A 21,247-nucleotide genomic window follows, 5' to 3' on the forward strand; every position below is an offset into this window, starting at 1 on the left:
GCCATGTACATTACCATGATTGTATAATGAAACTCAACAATTCTGTCATGTATGAGGGCTAATATATCGACGAGTTAAGGGGAGAATGCATGATATGTTTAGGTGGAGTGTGAGCCGGACGTTCATTAACATCGTAGTTTTGCTTTCAGTGCTGCTCCTCGTCGTACTTGGGGGGTTCTCCATTACGGCATTCAAAAGTTTTGAAGGTATCGTTAAGCAGCGAACCTTTGAAGAGAACAGCAAGGAACTTCGCATTATCAGTGATACGATCAAGCGAATGAATGAAGATGTGAAGGCGTTTACATTCCGCCAACTAGACGATCCAGCTCTTGCCGCATTATTTGAGAAGAAGAATCTCGAATATTTCGAAATGTTCAGGTATATGGAGTTAATCAGTAAATCGTTTGAAATCAATCCTATCTTTCACTCGGATACGCTATACAGCGGAAAGACTGGAAATTTCTACTCAACGCTTGGCTCCATGGTACAGAAGGATACTTTCTTTGTGAACGCGATTCAAAACTACAGGAGTATACCGGTACTTCAACCGATTCCAAGAGTGCTACCCAGTGAGGCTTATAACACTAGCGCCACTGTGTTTACGTATTTTTATTTTCAAACCGACAGTGACAACAAGTTGTCCAAAGCGTTGGGCGTGAATATTGACGCGGCTTGGTTATGCGACACATTAAGCAAGCTTAAGGGCCAGAATAATAAAGCTTACATTATTGATAAAACGAGCCGAACATTCATTGACGACTCCAAGCAAATTCGGAATTTGGATGTGCTCAACTCCGAACTGGTACACAAAATAATGGAAACTAATCAGGACTCGGGCAGCTTTGAGACAGGAGAGAAGAAGGATCAAAAAATTATTTCCTATCTCTGGATGCCCGAAACCAACTGGGTGCTTGTGGTGGAAGAATCCAATGAGTTTCTAAACCAATCACTGCAATTTGTGCGCAAAATCATGCTACAGATGACGCTGGGCATTGCGCTTATTGCCCTCGTCGCAGCTGGCTTTATCGCTTACCGTATCTACCTCCCTTTCGGCCGGGTTTTTCGCGAAGTCATGGGGCCTAGGGGCAAAGCGGAGAACAAGGGACCGCTCATCGACGAGTTTAAGCTTCTTTCGGATGTGTTTCAAAAAAATAAAGACTTGCTGAAGGACTATAACAGCTACAAACAGTCAGCCGACACGATTTTACTGGAAAACTACATTAAAGCCGTGTTGATGGAAAACAATTCGATTGCCAATCAGTTGACCGGCGAATTTTCTAAGGTGTTCGGCAATATGCTCGATCGTGAGATGATGTTGATTCTCCTGAAGATTGATCGACGGGAGCAGTTCGAGATGATGGACTCCGATCGAAAAAAGGCTTATCGTTTTATCATCATGAATGTGGCTGAGGAAGTTCTTGATTCGGGCAATGCGGCAAAGGCCATCTATATCGGGGAAGGGCAGTTTATTATTCTTGCCTTCCTTCCGGAAGGAAAGCGTGACATCAGATGGGACGAGAAAATTAGAGTGTTGCAAAATACTGTAAAAGGGTTTACAGGCATTTCACTTTCAGCTTTCCTCGGCGGTTATGTGCAAGGCGACGGAGCACTCATTCATGCGTACCGCACGGCATCCCTTTTGTTGAAATATAGCGTGATCTATAGCCATGAAGCTATTCTGGATCCTGCTGTTTTGGATCTTCATGAGCAAATGACGGTTACCTATGACGAGAAGTTGGAAGAACGAATCTTGGATTCGATTCGCGCAGGAGACGGGGATGAAGCCAAATCGCTGTTCGATCAGTTCATCGAAGTATCGTCCAAAGGAGACATCGAAAGCTTCATGTTATCCATGACCCGCTTTTCCTTGGCGCTGGGCAAAGCCTTTGATATTCTGAACAAAACGAGAATTGAGAAAATTCCGATCTCTATGAAAGATTTTTACATGCGGATGGCTTCCTTTGAATCCATTGATGATCTCAAGAGCAAATTTTATGAGGATATCATGAAAATTGCCAATCAGAAGCCGCTTGTGGAAATGCGTCACGACGCCTTGGTTGAATCGATTAAACGCTACATTCAGGATCATTTTAAGGAAGAGCTGAGCTTGAAAGGCATCGCGGTAGAGTTTAAGCTATCCCAAGGCTATCTGGGCACGATCTTTAAGGATTCGGTCGGATTGTCCGTTATGGACTATATTCATAATTTCCGGCTGGACAAGTCTGCCGAACTGCTGCTTGCGACGGATCTTAGTATTGGCGAGATTATGGAGAGAACAGGCTTCTACAATGAAAGCAGCTACTATAAACTGTTTAAGCGCAGGTTCGGATCCACGCCAAAAGCCTATCGCGTAGACAAAGAAATCATGAACAAACTGGAGAAATGACACGGCAAATGTCGTTGTTGTTTCTCTTTTTTATGTAAATGGACACTTTTCTTTAAATCACACAGCCATTTAAACAAGAAAATGGAATTGAACAGTGGTGCAATTGGGCGTTCGGCGGTATATTCAATTTGCATAGCAGCAGCCTAGAAAAACGAAGAGGAGGTGTATAGATGAAAACTACCGCAATATCCAAAACGGAGCCGAGCGTAAGAAATGTGTCTCGCAGAAGTACCCTTCGGAAAAATGTAGATTATACGTTATTGGCGCTTCCGGCATTGGTGCTTATGATTGTATTTAATTTTGTACCGCTGCCGGGCATTATACTTGCCTTTAAAAACTACAATTTTGTCGATGGTATTTTTGGTAGCCCATGGGTCGGACTTAAAAACTTCATGTTTATTTTTTCAACGACCGATGCTGTGCTGGCACTAAAAAACACGCTTATATATAATGCCGTTTTTATTATTACGGGAATTAGCGGAAGTGTCCTGCTGGCAATTCTGTTAAATGAAGTATTGAGCAGAAAGATGTTGAAAGTGTATCAAACCGCCATATTCTTGCCGTATTTTCTTTCCTGGACGATTGTTGCTTACATTGTGTTTGCTTTGCTGGATAACAGCAAGGGAATGGTGAACTTCATTTTGCATGGACTGGGCTTCTCGTCAGTGGAGTGGTATTTCGATCCGCAATACTGGTTTTGGATTCATGTTATCTTGCATTTTTGGAAATTAATGGGTTATACGACACTGCTGAATTACGCTTACATCTTATCTGTAGATCCTGCCTATTATGAAGCGGCATCCATCGACGGAGCAAGCAGATTCCAGATGGCGTTGAGAATTACGATTCCAGCTTTGCGGCCCATTATTCTAATCAATTTCCTATTAGCATTGGGCCGAATCTTCAATGCAGATTTCGGGCAGTTCTTCTTGGTGCCCTTGGAGTCACCGGCGTTGCATGACGTCTCGTCTGTTCTGGATACGTATGTATACAGCGCATTACGCGGAGGGGCAGATCTAGGGATGGGCGCTGCGGCAGGATTATTTCAGTCCATCGCTGGATTCGTACTTGTATTAGCCGTAAACTTTTTCATCCGGTACAGAAGTGGCCGGGATAGCGCCATGTTCTAGAAGGGAGAAAACAGAATGATATCAGCTGTAAAAAAGCGGAGACTACGCCTGAACAACTGGATTCCGCACTCAGTATTTACACTGCTGGCAATAAGCTGCGTAATACCGATGTTGCTGGTGGTGATTATCTCCGTCAGCGATTCGAAAAGTATTGTGGAGCGCGGGTACAGTCTGTTCCCAAGCTTATGGAGCACAGCCGCTTATCGTTTTATTTTCCAATCGCCTAAGCTTATTCTAAATTCCTATGGTACGACGTTATTCGTCACTGTAGTCGGAACTGTTGTAGGATTGCTGTTGACAGCGATGATATCTTATTCGCTATCGCGTAAGGAGTATAAGCTTGCAGGCATAATCGGGTTTCTGGTGTTCTTCTCGCTACTGTTCAATGCGGGGTTGATTCCAAGTTATATTGTTTATACCAAATATTATTTGCTCAAGGATACGTATTGGATCCTCATTCTTCCAGGTCTCGTCTCCGCGTGGAATGTCATCCTGCTGCGCACATTTTTCTTCGATTTGCCACAGGAAGTGTTGGAGTCGGCGAGTATCGACGGTTGCAGCGAGATGCGCATTTTCTGGCAAATCGTTCTCCCGATGTCCAAGCCAGCACTCGCGACAATTGGACTGATTTTAATGCTGACCTATTGGAACGAGTGGTTCCGTTCATTGATCTACATCGACACGGAAAGCAAATTTATGCTGCAGTATTTGCTGTACAAAATTTTACTAAATGCTGAAATAATGATGAAAGACGCTCAAATGGGTTTAAGCATCGGTGGGACAGAATTCCCTTCCGACAGCGCGAGAATGGCGATTGCCGTCATTGCAGCGGGTCCGATGATGTTCGTATTTCCTTTTTTTCAAAAATATTTTGTTAGAGGCATTACAGCCGGAGCGGTTAAAGGGTAATGTGAACTGTATGATCACAAAAGTCAATATAACAAATAAAAGGGAGTGTTCAGATTGAAAATGTTGAAAGCACTTACGACGATGACATTAGTAATGGTGACGGCAACTAGTTTGGTAGCTTGTACAGCGAAGGAAAGCACAAATAATGCGACGCAGTTTCCTAAAGTCGCAGCGACGCCTACTGCAGCAACGCTAGCACCGGTTAAGCTCAAGTGGGTACTCCGCATTCCTGCGCAAAAAGAAGGAGCGGCGGTATTGACCGAGATTAACAAGATTTTGCAAGCAAAGATTAATGCCACACTTGAGATTCAGTTTATTGAGGCTGCAGCTTATGTTGAGAAGACGAAGTTGATGATTGCTGCGGGTGAGGAATTCGATATCATGTTCACTGCCCCAGGATACAATTTTTATGATAACGTTGCCAAAGGCGCATTCCTTCCGATGGACGAATTGCTGACTAAATATGCGTCGAAATCGTATGGCCAAATTCCGCCTAACTTCTGGAACGCGATGAAAGTTAATAACAAAGTGTACGGTTTCCCTAACTATCAAATCGCAGCTCGTCAGTCCGTTATTAGTTTTAGGAAAGATATGGTCGATAAATATGGCATCGATGTCAACGCGATTAAGAAAATGGAAGACTTGGAGCCTGCTTTAGCGAAAATGAAAGCCGGCGAAGCCGATAAATTCATTTTTAACGGTCCCGGCCTTACACTCACCGGTATTGATATCATGAATTATTTGAAATTGGAAACGTTAGGCCAAGACGGATCACCAGGAGCAATTGAATCAGTAGGCTCCGACTATAAAGTCATTAATCAATACGAACATCCAGCGTTCGTGAACTTGGTGAAATTGATGAAAAGCTGGTCGGAGAAGGGCTATCTGAATAAAGATCTAGCTTTGGTGAAAGACCCAACTGAGCTTATGAAATCCGGCAAAATTCTTTCCTACGGGCTGACTACTTACAAACCGGGCATAGAAGCTGAAACCAAAGCTCGCTATAATTACGACTCTGTGTTTGCAAATCTATCCGAGCCTTTCGTTACCACAAATTCTGTAAATGCCACGATGCAGTCGATCAGCCGCACGTCCAAAAATCCGGATCGGGCTATGATGTTCCTGGAGTTAATGAACACCGACAAGCAGCTGTACAACATGGTCCTTTATGGACTTGAAGGTAAGAACTACAAGAAAACGGGAGATAATACAATCGAATTGATTCCGGATTCTGGATACGCGACGAACGTCGCCTGGATGCTAGGTAACCAGTTGAACGCTTACCTGCTACCGGGGGTTGCTGCGGATATTCCACAGAAGACAGACCAACTAAATAAAAGCGCGAAAGCTTCTAGAATTATGGGATTCTCCTTCGATGCGGAGCCAGTCAAAGCAGAACTTGCACAAGCTAAAACCATTACGGATAAATATATCCAAGGTTTGGCCTACGGCATGATGGATGTAGACAGTACGCTGGCTACGATGAATAAAGAACTGAAAGCGGCAGGTATGGATAAAATCATCGCTGAGAAGCAGAAGCAGCTAGACGCTTGGGCAGCGGCAAATAAGAAGTAAGCGAGTATAAATAACTCTATCAGCTTAGCGGCCTTTGTCCTGAATTCCATTGGACAGAGGCCGTTTTAAAAAATACCAAAGAAAAGGGAGAGAAACATGAACATTCAAACGGAGCGTGTTTGGCGGGAAATGTGGGAGCAATTTGGTTGCAAGCTCAAAGTGGAGGATGGTCTTGTGAATTCGGGGAAGCCGGGGCATACGGCAGAAGGATCACAAGTTCAGGAAGCGCATGACGGAAGAGCAACTGCGGCTTATTATGCAATTGGGATGGCTTTAGGAGTGTTGGAAGAGGAACAAAGTTTGCAAATCCTTCAGTCGCTCGCAGAATTGCAGTTTACCGACAAGTTAAGTCCACACTATGGCGCTTTTCGCTGGTACGGGGAAGAGACACGAGTCAACGACTCCAATGCTGCCTTTTTTATTCTGTTGCCATTGGTAGTGCTACGACTTTACTTGGAAGAACAAGTGCCAGTTGCTCATCGAGAGCTTCTTGATCAAATGATGGATCACGGTGCAGCTTGGTTCGAGCATGAATTAAAGGAGCCGATCTTGTATTATTCGAACAAAATTGTGAGCGATGGTGCTCTGTTGTTGGCAATTGCGAAAATACGCAACTTACCTCATCACTATCAAGCAGGCATAGCTTTTTTTGAACGATGGACGAATTATACGCATCGTAGAGGTTGGGGCTGGGGAGAAAATATCAGCCTGTTATATATTCTTATCATCATGAATGCGCTGCGCATTGCAAATGTTTCCTTGCATGAGGAGAACGCTGAGTTGAAAGAGAACATTGGAACTATCATGAATGGACTATTGGATTATGTTCGTTTTCATGATGGTTATGAATTTGTGCCGTCCATACGGAGCTACAATGTACAAGGTAAGTTACAGCCGATTAGCTTAATGTGGAGGATCGCAGGGATAGAAATGCCTTCATCGATTGAGGCTGAGACAGGAGGCGAACAGTGGTACGGACTGTCTTATCTGCTTTTTGAGGAGGAGTTGCAGCTGATATCATCTTCGAAGCTTCCACTCCCTCGCAGAAGGTCGGAACGAATCATGGATTCGAGCCATGCACATACATGGGTTGGCGAGACTGGCAGAATAGGCAGCGTAAACCGATTCCCAGTCATTGCAGGTTCGTATCAATGGCCGACTTGGGGCTTAGCTTGGCAATCTTATCCGGTATCTCTTGCCGTATCTGGACATCAAGTTTCTTACCTGCGCTGGTATGCACACGACGGTGAGCGCGAGAGAATCCATCCAGCTGCCATGCAGCAGGCGTATCTAAGTCCGGCACTGTTTCGGGAATCCTGGTATCCAGACACCCAACTCAGATCGGTTCAGCAAGATCAGGCCGTATTGGTTGTACGCAGTATGAGCCGAATTCACAACGAAGTAGACGAACTTGCAGATGAGTGGGTTGTCCATCGCTGGACAGGCGAATTGCACACGGCAGCTGGTTCTGATGGTCGAGAGTGGACTATTTTGCAATATCCGCAATCGGCCGTATTGATCGCACCCCTGTTAGGCATTGCGCACGGTGATCTTGCCCGTCAATTACCTACACTCCATTCTGATGTTGATGGAGATACGCTTCGATTAAGACAAGTGCTTTATTCTGGTGAATTGCAAGTGCTTCAGCAAGCGAGGTTGGAAACAGGTTGGGCGATTTATTATGCCGACGGCATAAGCAGCCTAAGTGAAGCCACTGCACTCGCAGCACGATTGCGTCTTGATGAGGCATCGTATAAAGATGGCGAGGTTCCTCGCGAAAGCTATATGGAAATGAGACGTGCAACATTATTTGAAGGAGACACGAAGCTGACAGAGCTTATTGTCGATCCCCATAAAATTGAAAGCGGTGAAGCGTAATGAATACATCGATCGAACTGAACAAGATGGAAACGCACGCAATCATTGAGAATGTCATCGGGCAGCTCAAGCATTTACAAGGTGGCGCTGTGGAAGAGACATGTCCAATAGGAATTATTTCCATGGAAAACTGGGAGTGGCCGCAGGGTGTTGGTCTATTCTCCCTTTACTTATACTATCGGAAGACAACGAGAAAGGATATCAAGCAGTATTTGATCGACTGGTTTGATCGAAGAATTACGGAGGGTCTTCCTTCCAAAAATGTAAATACCATGTGTCCGATGCTGACGCTTAGCTTCCTTGCCGAGGAAACAGGGCGTGAGGATTACATGGCTTTGTGCCGAGAATGGGCGGAATATGCCGTGAAGGAGATGCCAAGAACGGAGGAAGGCGGCATTCAGCACGTTGTTTCGGGTCACTTAAACGAAGGTGAAGTTTGGGATGACACTTTGTACATGACTGTGTTGTTCGTGTGCCGCATGGGTCTTCTGCTGAATGAGGAATCCTTTATCGATGAGAGTGTGTACCAATTTTTGATGCATATCAAATATTTGACCGACCGCCGCACGGGCTTGTTGTTCCATGGTTGGACCTTTAACGGCCGTCATCATTTCGCTGAAGCGTTATGGGCAAGAGGCAACTCTTGGTATACAGCAGGACTCGTCGATTATTTGGAAATGGTCGAGCTTCCGAAATCTGTTGAACGTCATCTGCTATCAGCGCTTGAACAGCAAGCGTCAAAGCTAGCTGAGCTGCAGGCGGCAGACGGTATGTGGCACACTTTGCTGGATGACCCCAACTCCTACACGGAAACTTCGGCCACGGCGGCTTTTGCCTACGGCATCCTGAAGGCAGTAAGAAAAGGTTACTTGCCTGAGTCTTATAGAGAAGTTGGCGCCAAAGCGTATGGCGCTGTTGTTTCACAGATTGATGCAGTAGGTGTTGTGAATGGGGTTTCCTACGGCACAGGGATGGGGCGTACGCTTCAGGAATATCGTGACATACCAATTTGCCCGATGCCATACGGTCAATCCATGACACTGCTCATGCTGACAGAGGGATTGGATCATTAAATTATACATTCTAGGAGGTACAGAGCATGAAGATTACAGATGTTAGCACTTATATCGTAGGTAACTCATGGAAAAACTGGTTGTTCATACAAGTTCATACCGACGAAGGGATCACAGGGATTGGGGAAGGAACATTAAATGCTTTTGCCAAGACCGTTGAGGCTGCGATCCATGAACTTAAGCATCTAGTCATCGGTATGAGTCCGTTTGATGTAGAGACAATTTCATTAAAAATGATCCGGGACGTGTACTCAGACGGCGGTCAAATTCAAGGTTCCGCGCTAGCAGCAATTGAAACCGCTTGCTGGGATATTATGGGTAAAGCAACAGAGCAGCCAGTTTACAAGCTGCTTGGAGGCAAATGTCATGATAAACTGCGATGCTATGCAAACGGATGGTACCGTGGCGGTACAGATGAAGAAAGCTTATTTCACCAAGCAAAAGAAGTCGTAGCTAAAGGCTATACGGCATTAAAGTTCGATCCGTTCGGGGCAGCGTGGCGTACCGTAGAACGCTCAGATTTCACTTCTGCAATTCAAAGAATAGCCGTTGTTCGCGAGGCGGTTGGCCAGGAGGTTGACATCTTAATCGAGGGACATAACCGTTTCAGTGTGCATACAGCCCTACAGTTTGCGGATGCAATGGCACCGTATCATCCGACTTGGTTTGAAGCGCCAGTTCCGCCATATCGGCAATCGTCTGTGATTGAAGTGGCCAAACGTAGTCCTGTGCCTATTGCAACAGGCGAGGATTACTATAATCGCGAGCAGTTCGCAGAACTGCTCAAGCATGATGCTGTACATATTATTCAATTGGAGCCACAATTCCTGGGACTCAGCGCATCCAAGCAAATTTGCGGCATGGTGCATGCGCATAACGGCGTAACCGCTCCGCACAGTGCACAAGGTCCGATTTGTTCCATTGTCTGTGCTCATTTGAACATGGCAAGTCCGAATTTTTTCTTGCATGAAATTTTCGATGAGTTTAATGCTTCTTGGGCACAGGAAATCCTGTCTACTTCGTTCAAAGTAGAGAATGGTTACCTGCAGCCGCCGGAAAGACCGGGACTAGGTTTCGATCTTAATTTGGAAGAAATTTCCAAGCATCCCTATGATCCTGGCCATTGGCTGCCATTATTTCGACAAGGCTGGGAAAAACGGGAGAAAGTCAATTAAAGGAGATGAAATCAAATGAAAGCATTAATATATGAAGGTCCCCGGGCAATGAACATTCGTGAGGTTCCAATCCCTGAGATTATGCAAGATGAGGTGTTAATCCAAGTGAAGCGAGCTGGGATTTGTGGTTCCGAACTAAGTGGTTACTTAGGTCATAACTCACTCCGTAAGCCACCGCTTATCATGGGACATGAGTTCTCAGGAGTCGTTGAAAGATTGGGTTCACAGGTAAATGGATTGCAAGTTGGCGACCGTGTTACAGCCAACCCATTAGTGACCTGCGGACAATGTCGATTTTGCCGAAACGGTCAGTCTCAATTGTGTGGCGAGAGAAAATTACTTGGCGCTCACAGACCAGGAGCATTTGCCGAATATATTGCAGTACCTGCGAGAAATGTTTTTCAATTGGAGAATCACGTATCATTGGAAGAAGGTGCTTTTGCCGAGCCTTTTGCCTGCGCGATTCATGTATGCCGGATAATGGCATTGACGCCAACGGATCGATTACTCATTTATGGTGCCGGTCCTATCGGTTTGTTTGCCTTGCAGGCAGCTCATGTGTATGGCCTTCAGAACATTGTTATCGTAGATCTTAACGAAGCTAGACTTGAAATCGCTAAGGAACTTGGCGGAATTGCCAACACCAACTTGGATCAGCTTGATTCATTAGTTAGAGGAGATTTCGATGCAGTTATTGACGCAGTAGGTGCTGAAACGACTCGCAGAAAAAGCATAGAGGCAACCCGACCTGGAGGAAAGGTTATCTTTACTGGTTTGCATGAAGCTGAAAGCAAGTTGGCTGTAAACGACATGATTCGCAGTGAGATAACAACTATGGGGGCATTTGCTTACTCACAAGAAGATTTTGAAACCGCGCTGCTTTGGATAGGACAAGGTAGGGTGAATATGCTCCCATGGGTTGAATACGCACCCATAGCTGAAGGTAATATGTGTTTTGAGAAACTGATTTCCGGTCCAGGTAGGGTTGCAAAAATTATATTAAGTTTGTAAAAAGAAGTGAGGTGTGTGGAATGATTTGGCAAGGAAAGGCTATCATCGTGACAGGTGGCGGTGGCGGCATCGGGCGATCCGTTGCACACAAGTTCGCTGCCCAAGGTGGACAGGTTGCTGTTGTCAATAGAACGGCTAGTAAAGCAGAAGCCGTCGCACAGGAAATTAATGACGCAGGCGGCCAAGCTATTGCCGTGCAGGCGAATGTTGCTCTTGAAAGTGATGTGAAAAGGGTAGTTCAAACTACGCTGGATTGGTGTGGGAAGATCGACGTTTTGGTGAATAATGCGGCAATGTGTCCTCAAATTCGCCTTATGGATATGAACCTTGAACAGTGGAATCAAGTGATAACGAATAACCTTACCTCTGTATTTCTGTTTTGCAGGGAGGTCATCCCCCACATGCTTGAGAATGGCGGAGGCTCAATCGTAAATGTAAGTTCTGTTCATGCTCTGGCTACGCTTGAGGGATATTCCGCCTATTCAGCTTCTAAGGGGGGAATAGTAGCAATGACAAGGGCTATTGCTCTCGATTATGCCCGCCAGAACATACGAGTTAACACTGTACTTCCCGGAGCGGTTCAGACTGCGATGCTGGAAAGCAGTGTAAAGAACCTAAATACACCTCGCGAGGAAATCATGAAGCAATGGAATGAAGCACAACCGATCGGCCGTGTAGGACAACCTGAAGAGATCGCCTCCGTTATTTTGTTTGCCGCCAGTCCGGAAAACTCATTCATGACTGGGGCCACGCTAGTAGCCGATGGCGGGATGACAGCAGAACTATAAACATCTATATCTCTGTTGCCGACATGCTTGCGCTGAATTGTTTTTTAAATTGATAAGGTGTGATGCCGCTGTGTTTTTTGAACATTTTGCAAAAATGAGACGTATTGGCTAATCCAAGTTTGGCTGCAATTTCTTGTACTTGCATATCTGAATTCAACAACCACTTTCGTGCCAGATTTACTCTGCGGACTGCGACATATTCCCGAATGGAACAACCTACCTCTTGTTGAAATAGGGTCGATATATAGTTTGCATGAAGATGAAGAAAGTGAGCGAGCTCTTCTAGTCTCAATTCCTCTGTTAAGTGACTTTCAATCCATTCTAATGCTCGTTCGATATGTGTGCTCCCTCTTTCACGATCCCGGGTGGCGCTGTCTCTCAAGGGCTGAAGTTGATGCAGCCATTGCAACATAGCCAGTACAGAGGATGAGCATAACTCCAATACATGATTCCATACGTTGTTTGCTTCCTTAATGGCTTCATGCAGGAGTCGCATGCTTTGAATCAAAGGATGGTTCTCGCTAATCTCTGTTATGAAAGGCGATGGAATGGGAGATTCCAGAATCTTTCGCAAATACTGATTAGCGGAAGGGAAGGCAGGTAGTAATGTCTGCAAAGCTGCAGGCTCGAACAACAGAAAAGAACGTACACAACCATTGCTGTGAAAGCGCATCCGATGGAGTTGAAAGGGTTGGAATACATATAGCCTACCTGGTAAAAGCTCCAGTTGATAACCGTCACAGAGTAGAATGCCGGATCCCTCATGTACATAATAAAACTCTAGTCCCTGATGAGAATGAAAAACATCCTGCTTATAGTCTAAGTTACTTCGATAAACGGAACGATAGGGAAACTGGTGTAGTCCCAAATGTTGGACATGCTTCGGTTTAAATGGTGTATGCAAAGTAAAGTTCCTCCATGTTCACAAATACATCTGAGAATAACGTCATTTTATCTCATGTATGGCGCACTATCCCATCCATTATACCATTATACTAAAGATATAAATCATACTATCTTTGATTACTTTTTATGGGAGGGTATTTACTATGGATCTGCAGCAACAGAATGATGAAGAGGAATTTGAAGTCGATATTGATCGTAGTGAATTGCCAGATGATATATCCGTCGGGGGGAAACAGCTCCGTCCCGTCGATACGAACCGCCGATTAATGACACTGTTTTGGCTCGAGTTTGAACTTTCACGAATGACGATGGGTTGGGTGCCTTGCTTTCCTGACTGGGACATCAAGGGCGAATTGATGCATATGTCATATTTGCATACGTTGCATATGAAAGCGATTAAGGAGCGGATACAAGAACTGCCAGGACCGGGGCTGAACGATAGATCTCGCATGCCTGTCGTCATTCGGGACGGTTTCGAAGCACTTTCTCTTGCAACAGGACTAGCGGAATTTGCCCAAGGCTATGCACTCATTCTTACAGCTGTTTATTCTTTGTACGATAAGCTTCGTCTAGACATGGATCCAATTCTGGATGCTCCATCTTTTCATACGCTGCGAATTGCTGAAATAGATCGAAGTCAACTTTTGAATTGGACGAAATCTTATATTCTACTTGCTAAAGCCGAAGAGCAATTAGATCTCGATAGGCTAAAGAGATGGGAAGATTACTGTAAAACGATGACTGCGATTATGCTCATGGGTGCGGAGTCAAAGGAAGTTGCATGGATTGCGCCTCCAACTGATGCTGCAATTGGTCCGGTTCCTACTGTGGCTGCGACCGATAAGCGTTTCCCTTTGTTTGATCCGGCCATACATGGTGAGGGAAATCTATTGCGGCATCCGAGTAGTCCAGTGAATGACAGTGTCAAACAGATGGTTTTTATCAACGCTTCCGAAATGACTTCGGCTGAATCGTTAGCCTATTTATATTATGGCGTGCAGGGGATGCCGATTGATTTCTACCTTGATGTTGCCCGTCATACGTGGGATGAAGCTCGTCATAGCCAGATGGGGGTTCGGCGTTTGCGTCAGTGGGGCTACGATACCGAGCAGTTCTTGTGGGCAGGTACGCAATCGCTTACGCAAGATAATCTTGATTCGATTTTTCCTGAATTTTATGCCGGCCTAACAATGATAGCAGAGCCATGCTCTTTCTTTAAAAAGAGGAAGTCCATCGACGCTTTCTGGAAATTTGGCGATGTGGAATCAGCCATTCAGTCCGAATTTGATATAGCTGATGAGCGGCTTCATGTCGATTTCGGACAGAAGTGGGGGGCAAAGCTCTTCGAGCATATAAACGATTTTCAAACTGCTCAATCGGTACAAGAAAAGGTCCGTGCCCGTCGTCTTCAGAACATCGGCATTCCGGATGAGGAAATTGGCCACCTGTTAAAGCACTTTCCAGAAATGTGTGGATTTACGACAAAGGAGCTTGTTTATGACAAATATTAATTCTACTGTGCCTTTATCTGTACTTCCCCGAAGCGGCGAAAAAGTATCTCGACTAGGCTTTGGAGCGATGGGACTTTCCGGCATGTTCGGATCTCAGAACGATGACTATATGGTTCGTTCGATCTTGATGTCGCTGGAAAAGGGGATCAACTTCATCGATACCGCTCGGGCATATGGCAGGTCTGAAGAACTTGTTGGAAAGGCGCTCAAGCAGTGGCGTGGTGATAAACCTTTCATTGCAACGAAAGCAGAAGCAATGGCTGGAGGTGGCGGCCGCAAGCATCCGGGGGCTGCCTGGCACGAGCCTCATCGGGTAGAAGAAGCTTTTCCGCCGGGCTCCATTCGCGCATCACTGGAGAAGTCGCTCCAAGAGCTGCAACTGGAATGTGTTGATCTTCTTCAGCTTCATAAATATTGGCCGATCTGGGATCGTACCGATTATTGGATGGAGGAACTTGTGCGTCTCAAAGAGGAAGGCAAAACGCGTTTTATTGGAATTTCTGCGATCGATCATCGTCACGATTTGACACTTTCGCTGATTCGCAGCGGACAAATTGATTTTTTACAGGCGCTTTTTAACATTTTTGACTCGACAGCACTGGATGCAGTCATTCCGGAATGCCAGGAACATGGCGTTGCGTTTATTGCTAGAATCATTTTGGATGAAGGTGGTCTAACCGGTTTTCTTCGTCAAGATACCGTATTCAACGAAGGTGATTTTCGGCGTAGTTATTTCGATGTCCTTCCCAGAGAAACTTATATGAGCAAAGTGGACGCTCTTCGCTCATATGTGCCAGAACATGCCGGAAGCCTTGCGGAGTTAGCGATTCGGTTTGCTCTTCAGGATCCAGGAGTCACAGTCGCCATTACTTCTATGCAAGTGCATGAATATGCCCAACAGAACATTGCAGCTTCACAGCAGCCTCCACTTGCCAAACAAGTTTATGAAGAACTAAGTTATCAACACCGCTGGATTCGTAATTTTTATCATGCTAGGAGATATTTATGAGTCAGATTGTACCATTTCTGGGATCAGATAGTTCAATCCGATCATCGATTTGCTTCGCTTGAGCCCAGAGAGGGGCAACTTCCTGTATCAATGGGGTATCGGTTCAAAGACAGTGAATTTATAAAGCTTCGATAATTATGCTCAAAGTAGCAGATCTTTTGTTTTATCAATTGATATAAGTAACCTCCTGGCCTCCAAGCCTAGAGGTTTTTTGCGGTTCTACAGTAGAAACTCACATTCAGTTAAATTTTACAATATTTGTGCGGAGAGATTGAATTCCCACAGAAATTGAAAAGAAGGAATACGAGTACCTTGAAAAAATTGCTGAGAGCTTTGAAATAACGCCTCTTGCAACTGGAAGAGATTATTTTTTTTGTCATATAAAAAAGTGGTTTGCATTTTCGAAAATAAATAGTGCATTTAACGAAAACATCTTGACCGACACCAATAGGAATGTTATTTTAAAATTATAATTCGATATAACAAATTTATTTTTATTATATCGAAAATTGTTGAATTTATCTATAGGCAAGGAGGTGACTCACCTCGGTGGGGGCATGCCATGATACTGGACATTACTGGACCCATTCGGAACGGGATGTGGACATACGGCGACCCGCTTCCTTCGGTGGAAATTGAACAAGTAGCGATGCTCGAGGGCGAAGGTTGGAAAGGCCATCGCTTACAGCTGCACACCTTGGCCGGAACGTATATCGAGTCTGCCGATCACCTGCTGCCGGGGAGGAAGACGATCGGCGAGCTGCCGGTTGAGAGTTTTGTCCGCCGCGCGTGGATCGCGCAGCTTTCGGATAAGCGGGAGCTGGAGCCGATAACGGCAACTGAGCTTGCGGCAGCTTGCGAAGGGCATGCCCACCGACCAGGGGATGCCCTTCTGATCGCGACCGGTTGGGATAGGCGATGGCAGGAGCCAGAGTTCGTCACGCATTGTCCTTTTTTTACTGAGGAAACAATGAAATGGGTGATTGAACGGGATGTCGGGCTGCTGGGGGTGGATGTTCCATGCATGCAGGATCCTCGTGCGGATGACGGGACGCTGGGCCGGCAGTTTTTCAAGCAGGAAAGGCTGCTCCTTGCGCCGCTAGTCGGTCTGCGGAAGGCGGCATCCGGGCCATGGATGCTGGCCGCACTACCGCTGTCCATCCCAGGTGTCTGCGGTGCGCCTTGCCGGGCAATCCTCATGCCAATCACGGAAGGAGGATAAACGTAATCTATGAACATGTGGTAACGATGGCCGAGAGTGAAGACGTTCTTGATGAAGGCATGGTCGTTTGTATAGAGCCAGGCATTTATCTAGAGGGAGCTGGGGTGCGAATAGAAAATATGTACATCGTTCGCGCCCACGGACCTGAGATCTGACTCCGTTTGACGAGTGTTGGTAAATAAAAATTTGGAGGGACTTATTATGACATTGTCGGGCAATATTCCAGTAATCCCAACGCCATTCCTAAATGGTGAAATTGAATACGCTGGCTTGGATCGGCTGATAGAACGAACGATCGACCAACTCGAAGGTTATGTTGTCTGCGGCAGTACAGGTGAAGCGCCTGCTTTATCGATGCAGGAGCGGATCGACATCGTTAACTATATGGCTCTGAAAATGCCCGCAGGCAAGGAGCTCGTCATCGGTCTTGGCCACACAAACTTGCAGGAAGCGATTCGCATCGGCAGTGCAGCCAAAGAGGTCGGCGTACGTACGGCGCTTGTGCCTAGTCCGTATTATTTTCCGAATTCACCTGCCATGGTGACCGATTATGTAGGGCGGCTAGCAGAAGGCACGCAGCTTGACATCGTTTTCTACGACAATCCAGTGACAACAAAGACACACTTTACGGCTGATGAGCTACTCCAATTGGCTAGCGACATTCCCCAAATCAAAGCGATTAAAATGACGGACCACCACTTCGAAAAGATTCGTCAACTCAAAGCCCGTTCGAGCTTGACCGTGTTCGGCGGTGACGACATCATCTGCTTCCGTTCCTTCGAGGCGGGGGTGGACGGCAGTATGATCATTGCGCCGATCATTTATCCGGAAGAGTTCCGCACATGCTGGCAAGCGTTTCAAGCTGGACAACGAGAAGAGAGCTACCGCATCTTCTCAGAAGTGATATTGCCCTTCATTCATATGTTCGGACCAGGGGATGAAATTCCAACGACGAAGGCGCTGTTCCAGCAGCTGGGCATTTTCTCCAGCAACGAGACGAGGTCGCCGCTGCTCCCTGTTACGGAACATCGACTGCAAGAGGTCATGCTGGGCTATAAAGCGCGATTAGTGCATAAGGCTGTTTAGAGGGGAAGGATAAACAGATGAAAGCATTAGTATATGAAGGGCCGCGCGAGATGCACCTCCGGCATCTGGCAGACCCTGAACCGCTGGAAGACGAAGTGCTGATCCGGGTCGCGTACTCTGGAATATGCGGCTCTGAGCTGAGCGGATTTTTGGGCCACAATGCGCTCCGTAAACCGCCGATGGTATTCGGTCACGAGTTTTCGGGCACTATCGAAGCGCTAGGCGCACGCGTGGTCCGTAACGGGCTGCAAGTCGGCACCCGCGTGACAGCGAATCCGCTCGTGACATGCGGTGAGTGCCGCTTTTGTTTGAGCGGCCGACAGCAGCTGTGTCCGACACGAAAGTTGCTCAGCGCCGCCCTGCATGGGAGCAACGCCGAACTGGTCAAAATCCCGGCGCGCTTCGTTTACCCGCTACCTGACGGAATACCGCTAAGGCGCGGGGCGCTTGTCGAACCAGTCGCCTGCGGCGTCAGGGTAGCGGAGCTGGCCAACCCGAAGCCCGGCGAACGGGCGGTTGTCGCCGGCATGGGACCGATCGGCCTCTTCGCGTTACAGGCGCTGAAGCTGCATGGCGTCACGGATCTCTACGCGATCGACCTAAGTCCGGAGCGGCTCGAAATCGCGGAGTCGCTTGGCGCGATCCCCATCATGCCGAACCGCACCTCCGATGTGGCGGCTGAAGTGCGGCGCCTCACCGGCGGTGGGGCGGATATAGCTGTTGATGCCGTCGGCGCAAGCGTAACGCGCAGACAATGCATCGACTTTAGCGCGCCTGGCGGCCGGATCATCGTAACGGGACTGCATGAAGCCGAATCGTCCCTGCAGGTTAACACGATGATTCGCAGCGAAATCTCGCTGCTCGGCTCATTCGCCTACTCAGCCGTTACCTTCGAGAAGGCGCTTGCTTACCTCGCAAACGGTTCATTCAGACTCGACGAGTGGATAGAAGAAGCCCCCCTGGAAGCAGGTGCGGCTTGGTTCGACCGGCTCATCGCGATACCCGGGAAAACCGCAAAGGTGCTGCTCGTACCGTAAACCGAACACAAAATCGCCGGAATGTGCGAATTCCGGCTTTTTCCTATTGGGCAGGACTGGAAGAAATAGTCTTGTCTCCAGAAAGCAGGCAGGTTATTATATGGAAATAGGAAGTCCAAAGGGAGTCAACATGCATTAAAATGTCTGACAATTCAGAATAGTTATTAAATTTGTCGAAGAGTGTAAGATTACCTCTAAATTAGACGAAATAAGGAGGTGGCTTCGATTGAATGAAATGCGAAAATCGAGTCGAAGAAAAAGTATCCTGATTACGATACTGATTTCGTATATCGCCATCCTCCTTTTCCCCGTTACAGCAGGCGTTTATCTATACCAGCGGGTTGAGAGCATCATGGTGGACAATGCGAACCGAACGAATCTTGGGCTTCTTGAACAGATCACGCTCGTCGCAGAGGATCGGTTTAAAGAGGTTGACGGTATGGCTGTTCAGCTAGCCTTTAATCCAAAGCTTCAGTGGTCTCTCAGCAACCTGGAAACCGATTATACGAAGAACGAGTTCGATTTGGCTGACATTATGAAAGATTTCCGCAATGTCAATAAGGGCAGCAGCTTCATTTATGATTTTATGGTCTACTTCAAAAATTCGGATACGATACTCACCTCATCCGGAAAAACCGATTCCTCCTTCTATTTTGATAAAATCCTCAACTTTAACGAAAAAGGCACAGGCTGGGTAAGGGATACGCTGTTAACTGGAGCTCATTATAAGACGTATTTGCCGGTCACTTCGATTAAGGAAGGCGAGCGGGTCTCCAACGTTTTGACGTATGTCCAGTCCCTCCCGATTGGAGAAACCGTTAATGTAAAGGGAAATCTGGTCATTCTCATCAATGAAGCGGAGTTTGACCGACTGATTAAACAAATTGAGAAGGTAAACCAAAGCTCGATTTATATTCTCGACGAACATGGACAGATCATCATGACGACGGCCAAGCAGACCCCATTGGAAAACGGGTTATTTGCAAAGCTTGGCAACAATTCTGGGTACCAGACCTTTCAACAAAACAATCAATCCATGATGCTTTCCTACACGACAGGGCAGAACGGTTGGAAATTCGTCTCGGTCGTCCCGATTCATGTGGTTTTGAAGCAGGTGAACGCAGTAAAGGAAATCGCGCTGCTGCTACTCTTACTGATTATCGTTGGTGGAATTATCGCGTCCTACATCATGGCCTACCGAAATTACTCACCAATTCGCGATGTTGTCCAAACGATTATGAAGGAGAACACCGCGCGCAAGCAGGATATTGACGAGAATGAGTTCGAGTACATTAAACATTCGTTCGTCCGTACATTTAGCGAAAATAAGGAAATGGGCCAAACGTTAAAGCGGCATGCGCCCGTTATCCAGGCTAATTTCCTGTCTCGACTGATTAAGGGACACATTGATGAAACTTCGCTAAGCGACGACTCACTTGCCTTCATGGACGTTCATTTTGAGTACGACTATTTCGGTGTAATCGTGCTGGATATTGAGGATTGCCGCGACTTCATTAAGGATAATACGGAACAAGAATGGGCACACGTGCGATTTATACTGTCCAATATAAGCAACGAGCTGTTAGGCAGTAGAGGTTTAATTGTAGAAATGGATCGCAGTCGTATGGCTATCCTACTCAATGTCAGCAGCAAGGCCGGGCCGATGAAGCAGGAGGTGGCGGCATTCATCGACCAGCTGCAGAAAACCGCGGTCAATCGGTTTCATTTGAAAATATCGATCGCCGTCAGCCAGTTTCACAAGGGGCTTGACGAAATCGGCCGATGTTACCGCGAGGCGTTAATCGCGCTCGATTATCGAATGATTAAGGGAAATAATACAATCATCTATCATGAAGAAATAGCTGGCTTTGAGCCTCGCTTTTACCATTATCAACTAGAGGACGAAGTCCAGTTGATGAACTTTGCCAAGAGCGGCGATTACACGAGTGCGGAACGACTTCTCAATCAGATTTATACCGCTAATTTTCAATCGAACGTGTTGACACCGGAGATGGGGAAGTTTCTTTTAATCGATCTGCTCAGCACAGTTGTAAAAGTAATGAACGGTCTGCAATTCGCCAATAAGTCGCCATTCGAGGGGACATTTGATCCTGCGAAAGTCTTGGTTGAATGTACGACCGCTGAGGAAGCAATTCAGAGAACCAAAGACATCTACCAGACAATATGCGCGTTTACACGGGAAGAAAAAACCGACCATGGAGATCGGTTATATAGCCGTATATGCCAATACATCGACGAACATTATTCGGAAAACGGCTTAAGCCTCGCGTCCATGGCAGATCATTTCCAAATCAGTCTCCAATACTTGTCAACGTTCTTTAAACGGCACAGCGGGGAAAATATTACTGACTATATTGCCACCGTACGAATTCGGCAGGCGAAACACATGTTAGCCGATCCGAGTATCACCATTGCAGAAATTGCCATCAAGGTCGGCTATGCCAATGCGGTCGGCTTTGTCCGATTTTTCAAGAAGGTGGAAGGCGTACCGCCTGGTAAGTATCGCGAAATGCTGAGTCGATAAAGTAGA

17 protein-coding genes are annotated in these 21,247 nt (G+C 46.4%); 16 read left to right on the forward strand and 1 reads right to left on the reverse strand.

All coding sequences use genetic code 11. The annotated features are described in order from the left end of the window. The first annotated feature begins 94 nt into the window (after positions 1 to 94). The 9 genes from AC58QT_RS04385 (at position 95) to AC58QT_RS04425 (ending at position 11,925) form a co-directional block, all read left to right on the forward strand. Positions 95 to 2,386: an AraC family transcriptional regulator gene (locus AC58QT_RS04385; protein ID WP_497407851.1), complete on the forward strand. Its 2,292-nt coding sequence runs from the start codon at positions 95 to 97 to the stop codon at positions 2,384 to 2,386. 170 nt (positions 2,387 to 2,556) lie between these two features. Next, positions 2,557 to 3,516: an ABC transporter permease gene (locus AC58QT_RS04390; protein ID WP_497407852.1), complete on the forward strand. Its 960-nt coding sequence runs from the start codon at positions 2,557 to 2,559 to the stop codon at positions 3,514 to 3,516. A gap of 15 nt (positions 3,517 to 3,531) precedes the next feature. Next, positions 3,532 to 4,425 (forward strand): carbohydrate ABC transporter permease, encoded by an 894-nt coding sequence (locus AC58QT_RS04395; RefSeq protein WP_497407853.1) that lies wholly within the window; start codon positions 3,532 to 3,534, stop codon positions 4,423 to 4,425. Positions 4,426 to 4,485: 60 nt separating this feature from the next. Next, positions 4,486 to 6,000: an ABC transporter substrate-binding protein gene (locus AC58QT_RS04400; protein WP_497408081.1), complete on the forward strand. Its 1,515-nt coding sequence runs from the start codon at positions 4,486 to 4,488 to the stop codon at positions 5,998 to 6,000. Between the two features lie 96 nt (positions 6,001 to 6,096). Then, entirely contained in the window at positions 6,097 to 7,878 is a 1,782-nt protein-coding gene (locus AC58QT_RS04405; protein WP_497407854.1) for a hypothetical protein, read from the forward strand. Further along, a complete protein-coding gene (bglB, locus tag AC58QT_RS04410) occupies positions 7,878 to 8,951 on the forward strand; it encodes a beta-galactosidase BglB (RefSeq protein ID WP_497407855.1) in 1,074 nt (357 codons plus the stop codon). The genes AC58QT_RS04405 and bglB overlap by 1 nt, the downstream gene beginning before the upstream one ends. 26 nt (positions 8,952 to 8,977) lie before the next feature. After that, complete coding sequence (locus AC58QT_RS04415; protein WP_497407856.1) at positions 8,978 to 10,126, forward strand: mandelate racemase/muconate lactonizing enzyme family protein; 1,149 nt, start codon at positions 8,978 to 8,980, stop codon at positions 10,124 to 10,126. A gap of 15 nt (positions 10,127 to 10,141) precedes the next feature. Then, entirely contained in the window at positions 10,142 to 11,137 is a 996-nt protein-coding gene (locus AC58QT_RS04420) for a zinc-dependent alcohol dehydrogenase (protein ID WP_497407857.1), read from the forward strand. Positions 11,138 to 11,157: 20 nt separating this feature from the next. Beyond that, positions 11,158 to 11,925: an SDR family NAD(P)-dependent oxidoreductase gene (locus tag AC58QT_RS04425; protein ID WP_497407858.1), complete on the forward strand. Its 768-nt coding sequence runs from the start codon at positions 11,158 to 11,160 to the stop codon at positions 11,923 to 11,925. 4 nt (positions 11,926 to 11,929) lie between these two features. On the opposite strand, the gene AC58QT_RS04430 is transcribed toward AC58QT_RS04425, so the two are convergent. After that, complete coding sequence (locus AC58QT_RS04430; RefSeq protein ID WP_497407859.1) at positions 11,930 to 12,829, reverse strand: AraC family transcriptional regulator; 900 nt, start codon at positions 12,827 to 12,829, stop codon at positions 11,930 to 11,932. 145 nt (positions 12,830 to 12,974) lie between these two features. On the opposite strand from AC58QT_RS04430, the gene AC58QT_RS04435 reads away from it, so the two are divergent. The 7 genes from AC58QT_RS04435 to AC58QT_RS04465 all read left to right on the forward strand — a co-directional run bounded on the left by AC58QT_RS04435 (position 12,975) and on the right by AC58QT_RS04465 (position 21,241). Beyond that, on the forward strand, positions 12,975 to 14,342 hold the full coding sequence (locus AC58QT_RS04435; protein WP_497407860.1) for a hypothetical protein: 1,368 nt from the start codon (positions 12,975 to 12,977) through the stop codon (positions 14,340 to 14,342). Further along, positions 14,329 to 15,351 carry an aldo/keto reductase gene (locus AC58QT_RS04440; protein WP_497407861.1) on the forward strand — a complete coding sequence of 341 codons (1,023 nt, stop codon included), beginning with the start codon at positions 14,329 to 14,331 and terminating at the stop codon, positions 15,349 to 15,351. The genes AC58QT_RS04435 and AC58QT_RS04440 overlap by 14 nt, the downstream gene beginning before the upstream one ends. A 562-nt stretch (positions 15,352 to 15,913) precedes the next feature. Then, positions 15,914 to 16,573: a cyclase family protein gene (locus AC58QT_RS04445; RefSeq protein ID WP_497407862.1), complete on the forward strand. Its 660-nt coding sequence runs from the start codon at positions 15,914 to 15,916 to the stop codon at positions 16,571 to 16,573. Between the two features lie 26 nt (positions 16,574 to 16,599). After that, on the forward strand, positions 16,600 to 16,728 hold the full coding sequence (locus tag AC58QT_RS04450; RefSeq protein ID WP_497407863.1) for a M24 family metallopeptidase: 129 nt from the start codon (positions 16,600 to 16,602) through the stop codon (positions 16,726 to 16,728). 46 nt (positions 16,729 to 16,774) lie between these two features. Next, complete coding sequence (locus tag AC58QT_RS04455; RefSeq protein ID WP_497407864.1) at positions 16,775 to 17,659, forward strand: dihydrodipicolinate synthase family protein; 885 nt, start codon at positions 16,775 to 16,777, stop codon at positions 17,657 to 17,659. A 17-nt stretch (positions 17,660 to 17,676) separates the two neighbouring features. After that, positions 17,677 to 18,696, forward strand: a complete 1,020-nt coding sequence (locus tag AC58QT_RS04460) for a zinc-dependent alcohol dehydrogenase (protein ID WP_497407865.1) — start codon at positions 17,677 to 17,679, stop codon at positions 18,694 to 18,696. Between the two features lie 235 nt (positions 18,697 to 18,931). Next, complete coding sequence (locus AC58QT_RS04465) at positions 18,932 to 21,241, forward strand: helix-turn-helix domain-containing protein (protein ID WP_497408082.1); 2,310 nt, start codon at positions 18,932 to 18,934, stop codon at positions 21,239 to 21,241. Positions 21,242 to 21,247: the final 6 nt, after the last annotated feature.

It is taken from the genome of Paenibacillus sp. J31R109 (assembly GCF_059692055.1).

Excerpts from the sequence above, each read along its gene's own strand:
- AC58QT_RS04385 (WP_497407851.1), top strand. The coding sequence starts at position 95 with ATGTTTAGGTGGAGTGTGAGCCGGACGTTCATTAACATCGTAGTTTTG.
- AC58QT_RS04390 (WP_497407852.1), top strand. The coding sequence starts at position 2,557 with ATGAAAACTACCGCAATATCCAAAACGGAGCCGAGCGTAAGAAATGTG.
- AC58QT_RS04395 (WP_497407853.1), top strand. The coding sequence starts at position 3,532 with ATGATATCAGCTGTAAAAAAGCGGAGACTACGCCTGAACAACTGGATT.
- AC58QT_RS04400 (WP_497408081.1), top strand. The coding sequence starts at position 4,486 with ATGTTGAAAGCACTTACGACGATGACATTAGTAATGGTGACGGCAACT.
- AC58QT_RS04405 (WP_497407854.1), top strand. The coding sequence starts at position 6,097 with ATGAACATTCAAACGGAGCGTGTTTGGCGGGAAATGTGGGAGCAATTT.
- bglB (WP_497407855.1), top strand. The coding sequence starts at position 7,878 with ATGAATACATCGATCGAACTGAACAAGATGGAAACGCACGCAATCATT.
- AC58QT_RS04415 (WP_497407856.1), top strand. The coding sequence starts at position 8,978 with ATGAAGATTACAGATGTTAGCACTTATATCGTAGGTAACTCATGGAAA.
- AC58QT_RS04420 (WP_497407857.1), top strand. The coding sequence starts at position 10,142 with ATGAAAGCATTAATATATGAAGGTCCCCGGGCAATGAACATTCGTGAG.
- AC58QT_RS04425 (WP_497407858.1), top strand. The coding sequence starts at position 11,158 with ATGATTTGGCAAGGAAAGGCTATCATCGTGACAGGTGGCGGTGGCGGC.
- AC58QT_RS04435 (WP_497407860.1), top strand. The coding sequence starts at position 12,975 with ATGGATCTGCAGCAACAGAATGATGAAGAGGAATTTGAAGTCGATATT.
- AC58QT_RS04440 (WP_497407861.1), top strand. The coding sequence starts at position 14,329 with ATGACAAATATTAATTCTACTGTGCCTTTATCTGTACTTCCCCGAAGC.
- AC58QT_RS04445 (WP_497407862.1), top strand. The coding sequence starts at position 15,914 with ATGATACTGGACATTACTGGACCCATTCGGAACGGGATGTGGACATAC.
- AC58QT_RS04450 (WP_497407863.1), top strand. The coding sequence starts at position 16,600 with ATGGCCGAGAGTGAAGACGTTCTTGATGAAGGCATGGTCGTTTGTATA.
- AC58QT_RS04455 (WP_497407864.1), top strand. The coding sequence starts at position 16,775 with ATGACATTGTCGGGCAATATTCCAGTAATCCCAACGCCATTCCTAAAT.
- AC58QT_RS04460 (WP_497407865.1), top strand. The coding sequence starts at position 17,677 with ATGAAAGCATTAGTATATGAAGGGCCGCGCGAGATGCACCTCCGGCAT.
- AC58QT_RS04465 (WP_497408082.1), top strand. The coding sequence starts at position 18,932 with ATGCGAAAATCGAGTCGAAGAAAAAGTATCCTGATTACGATACTGATT.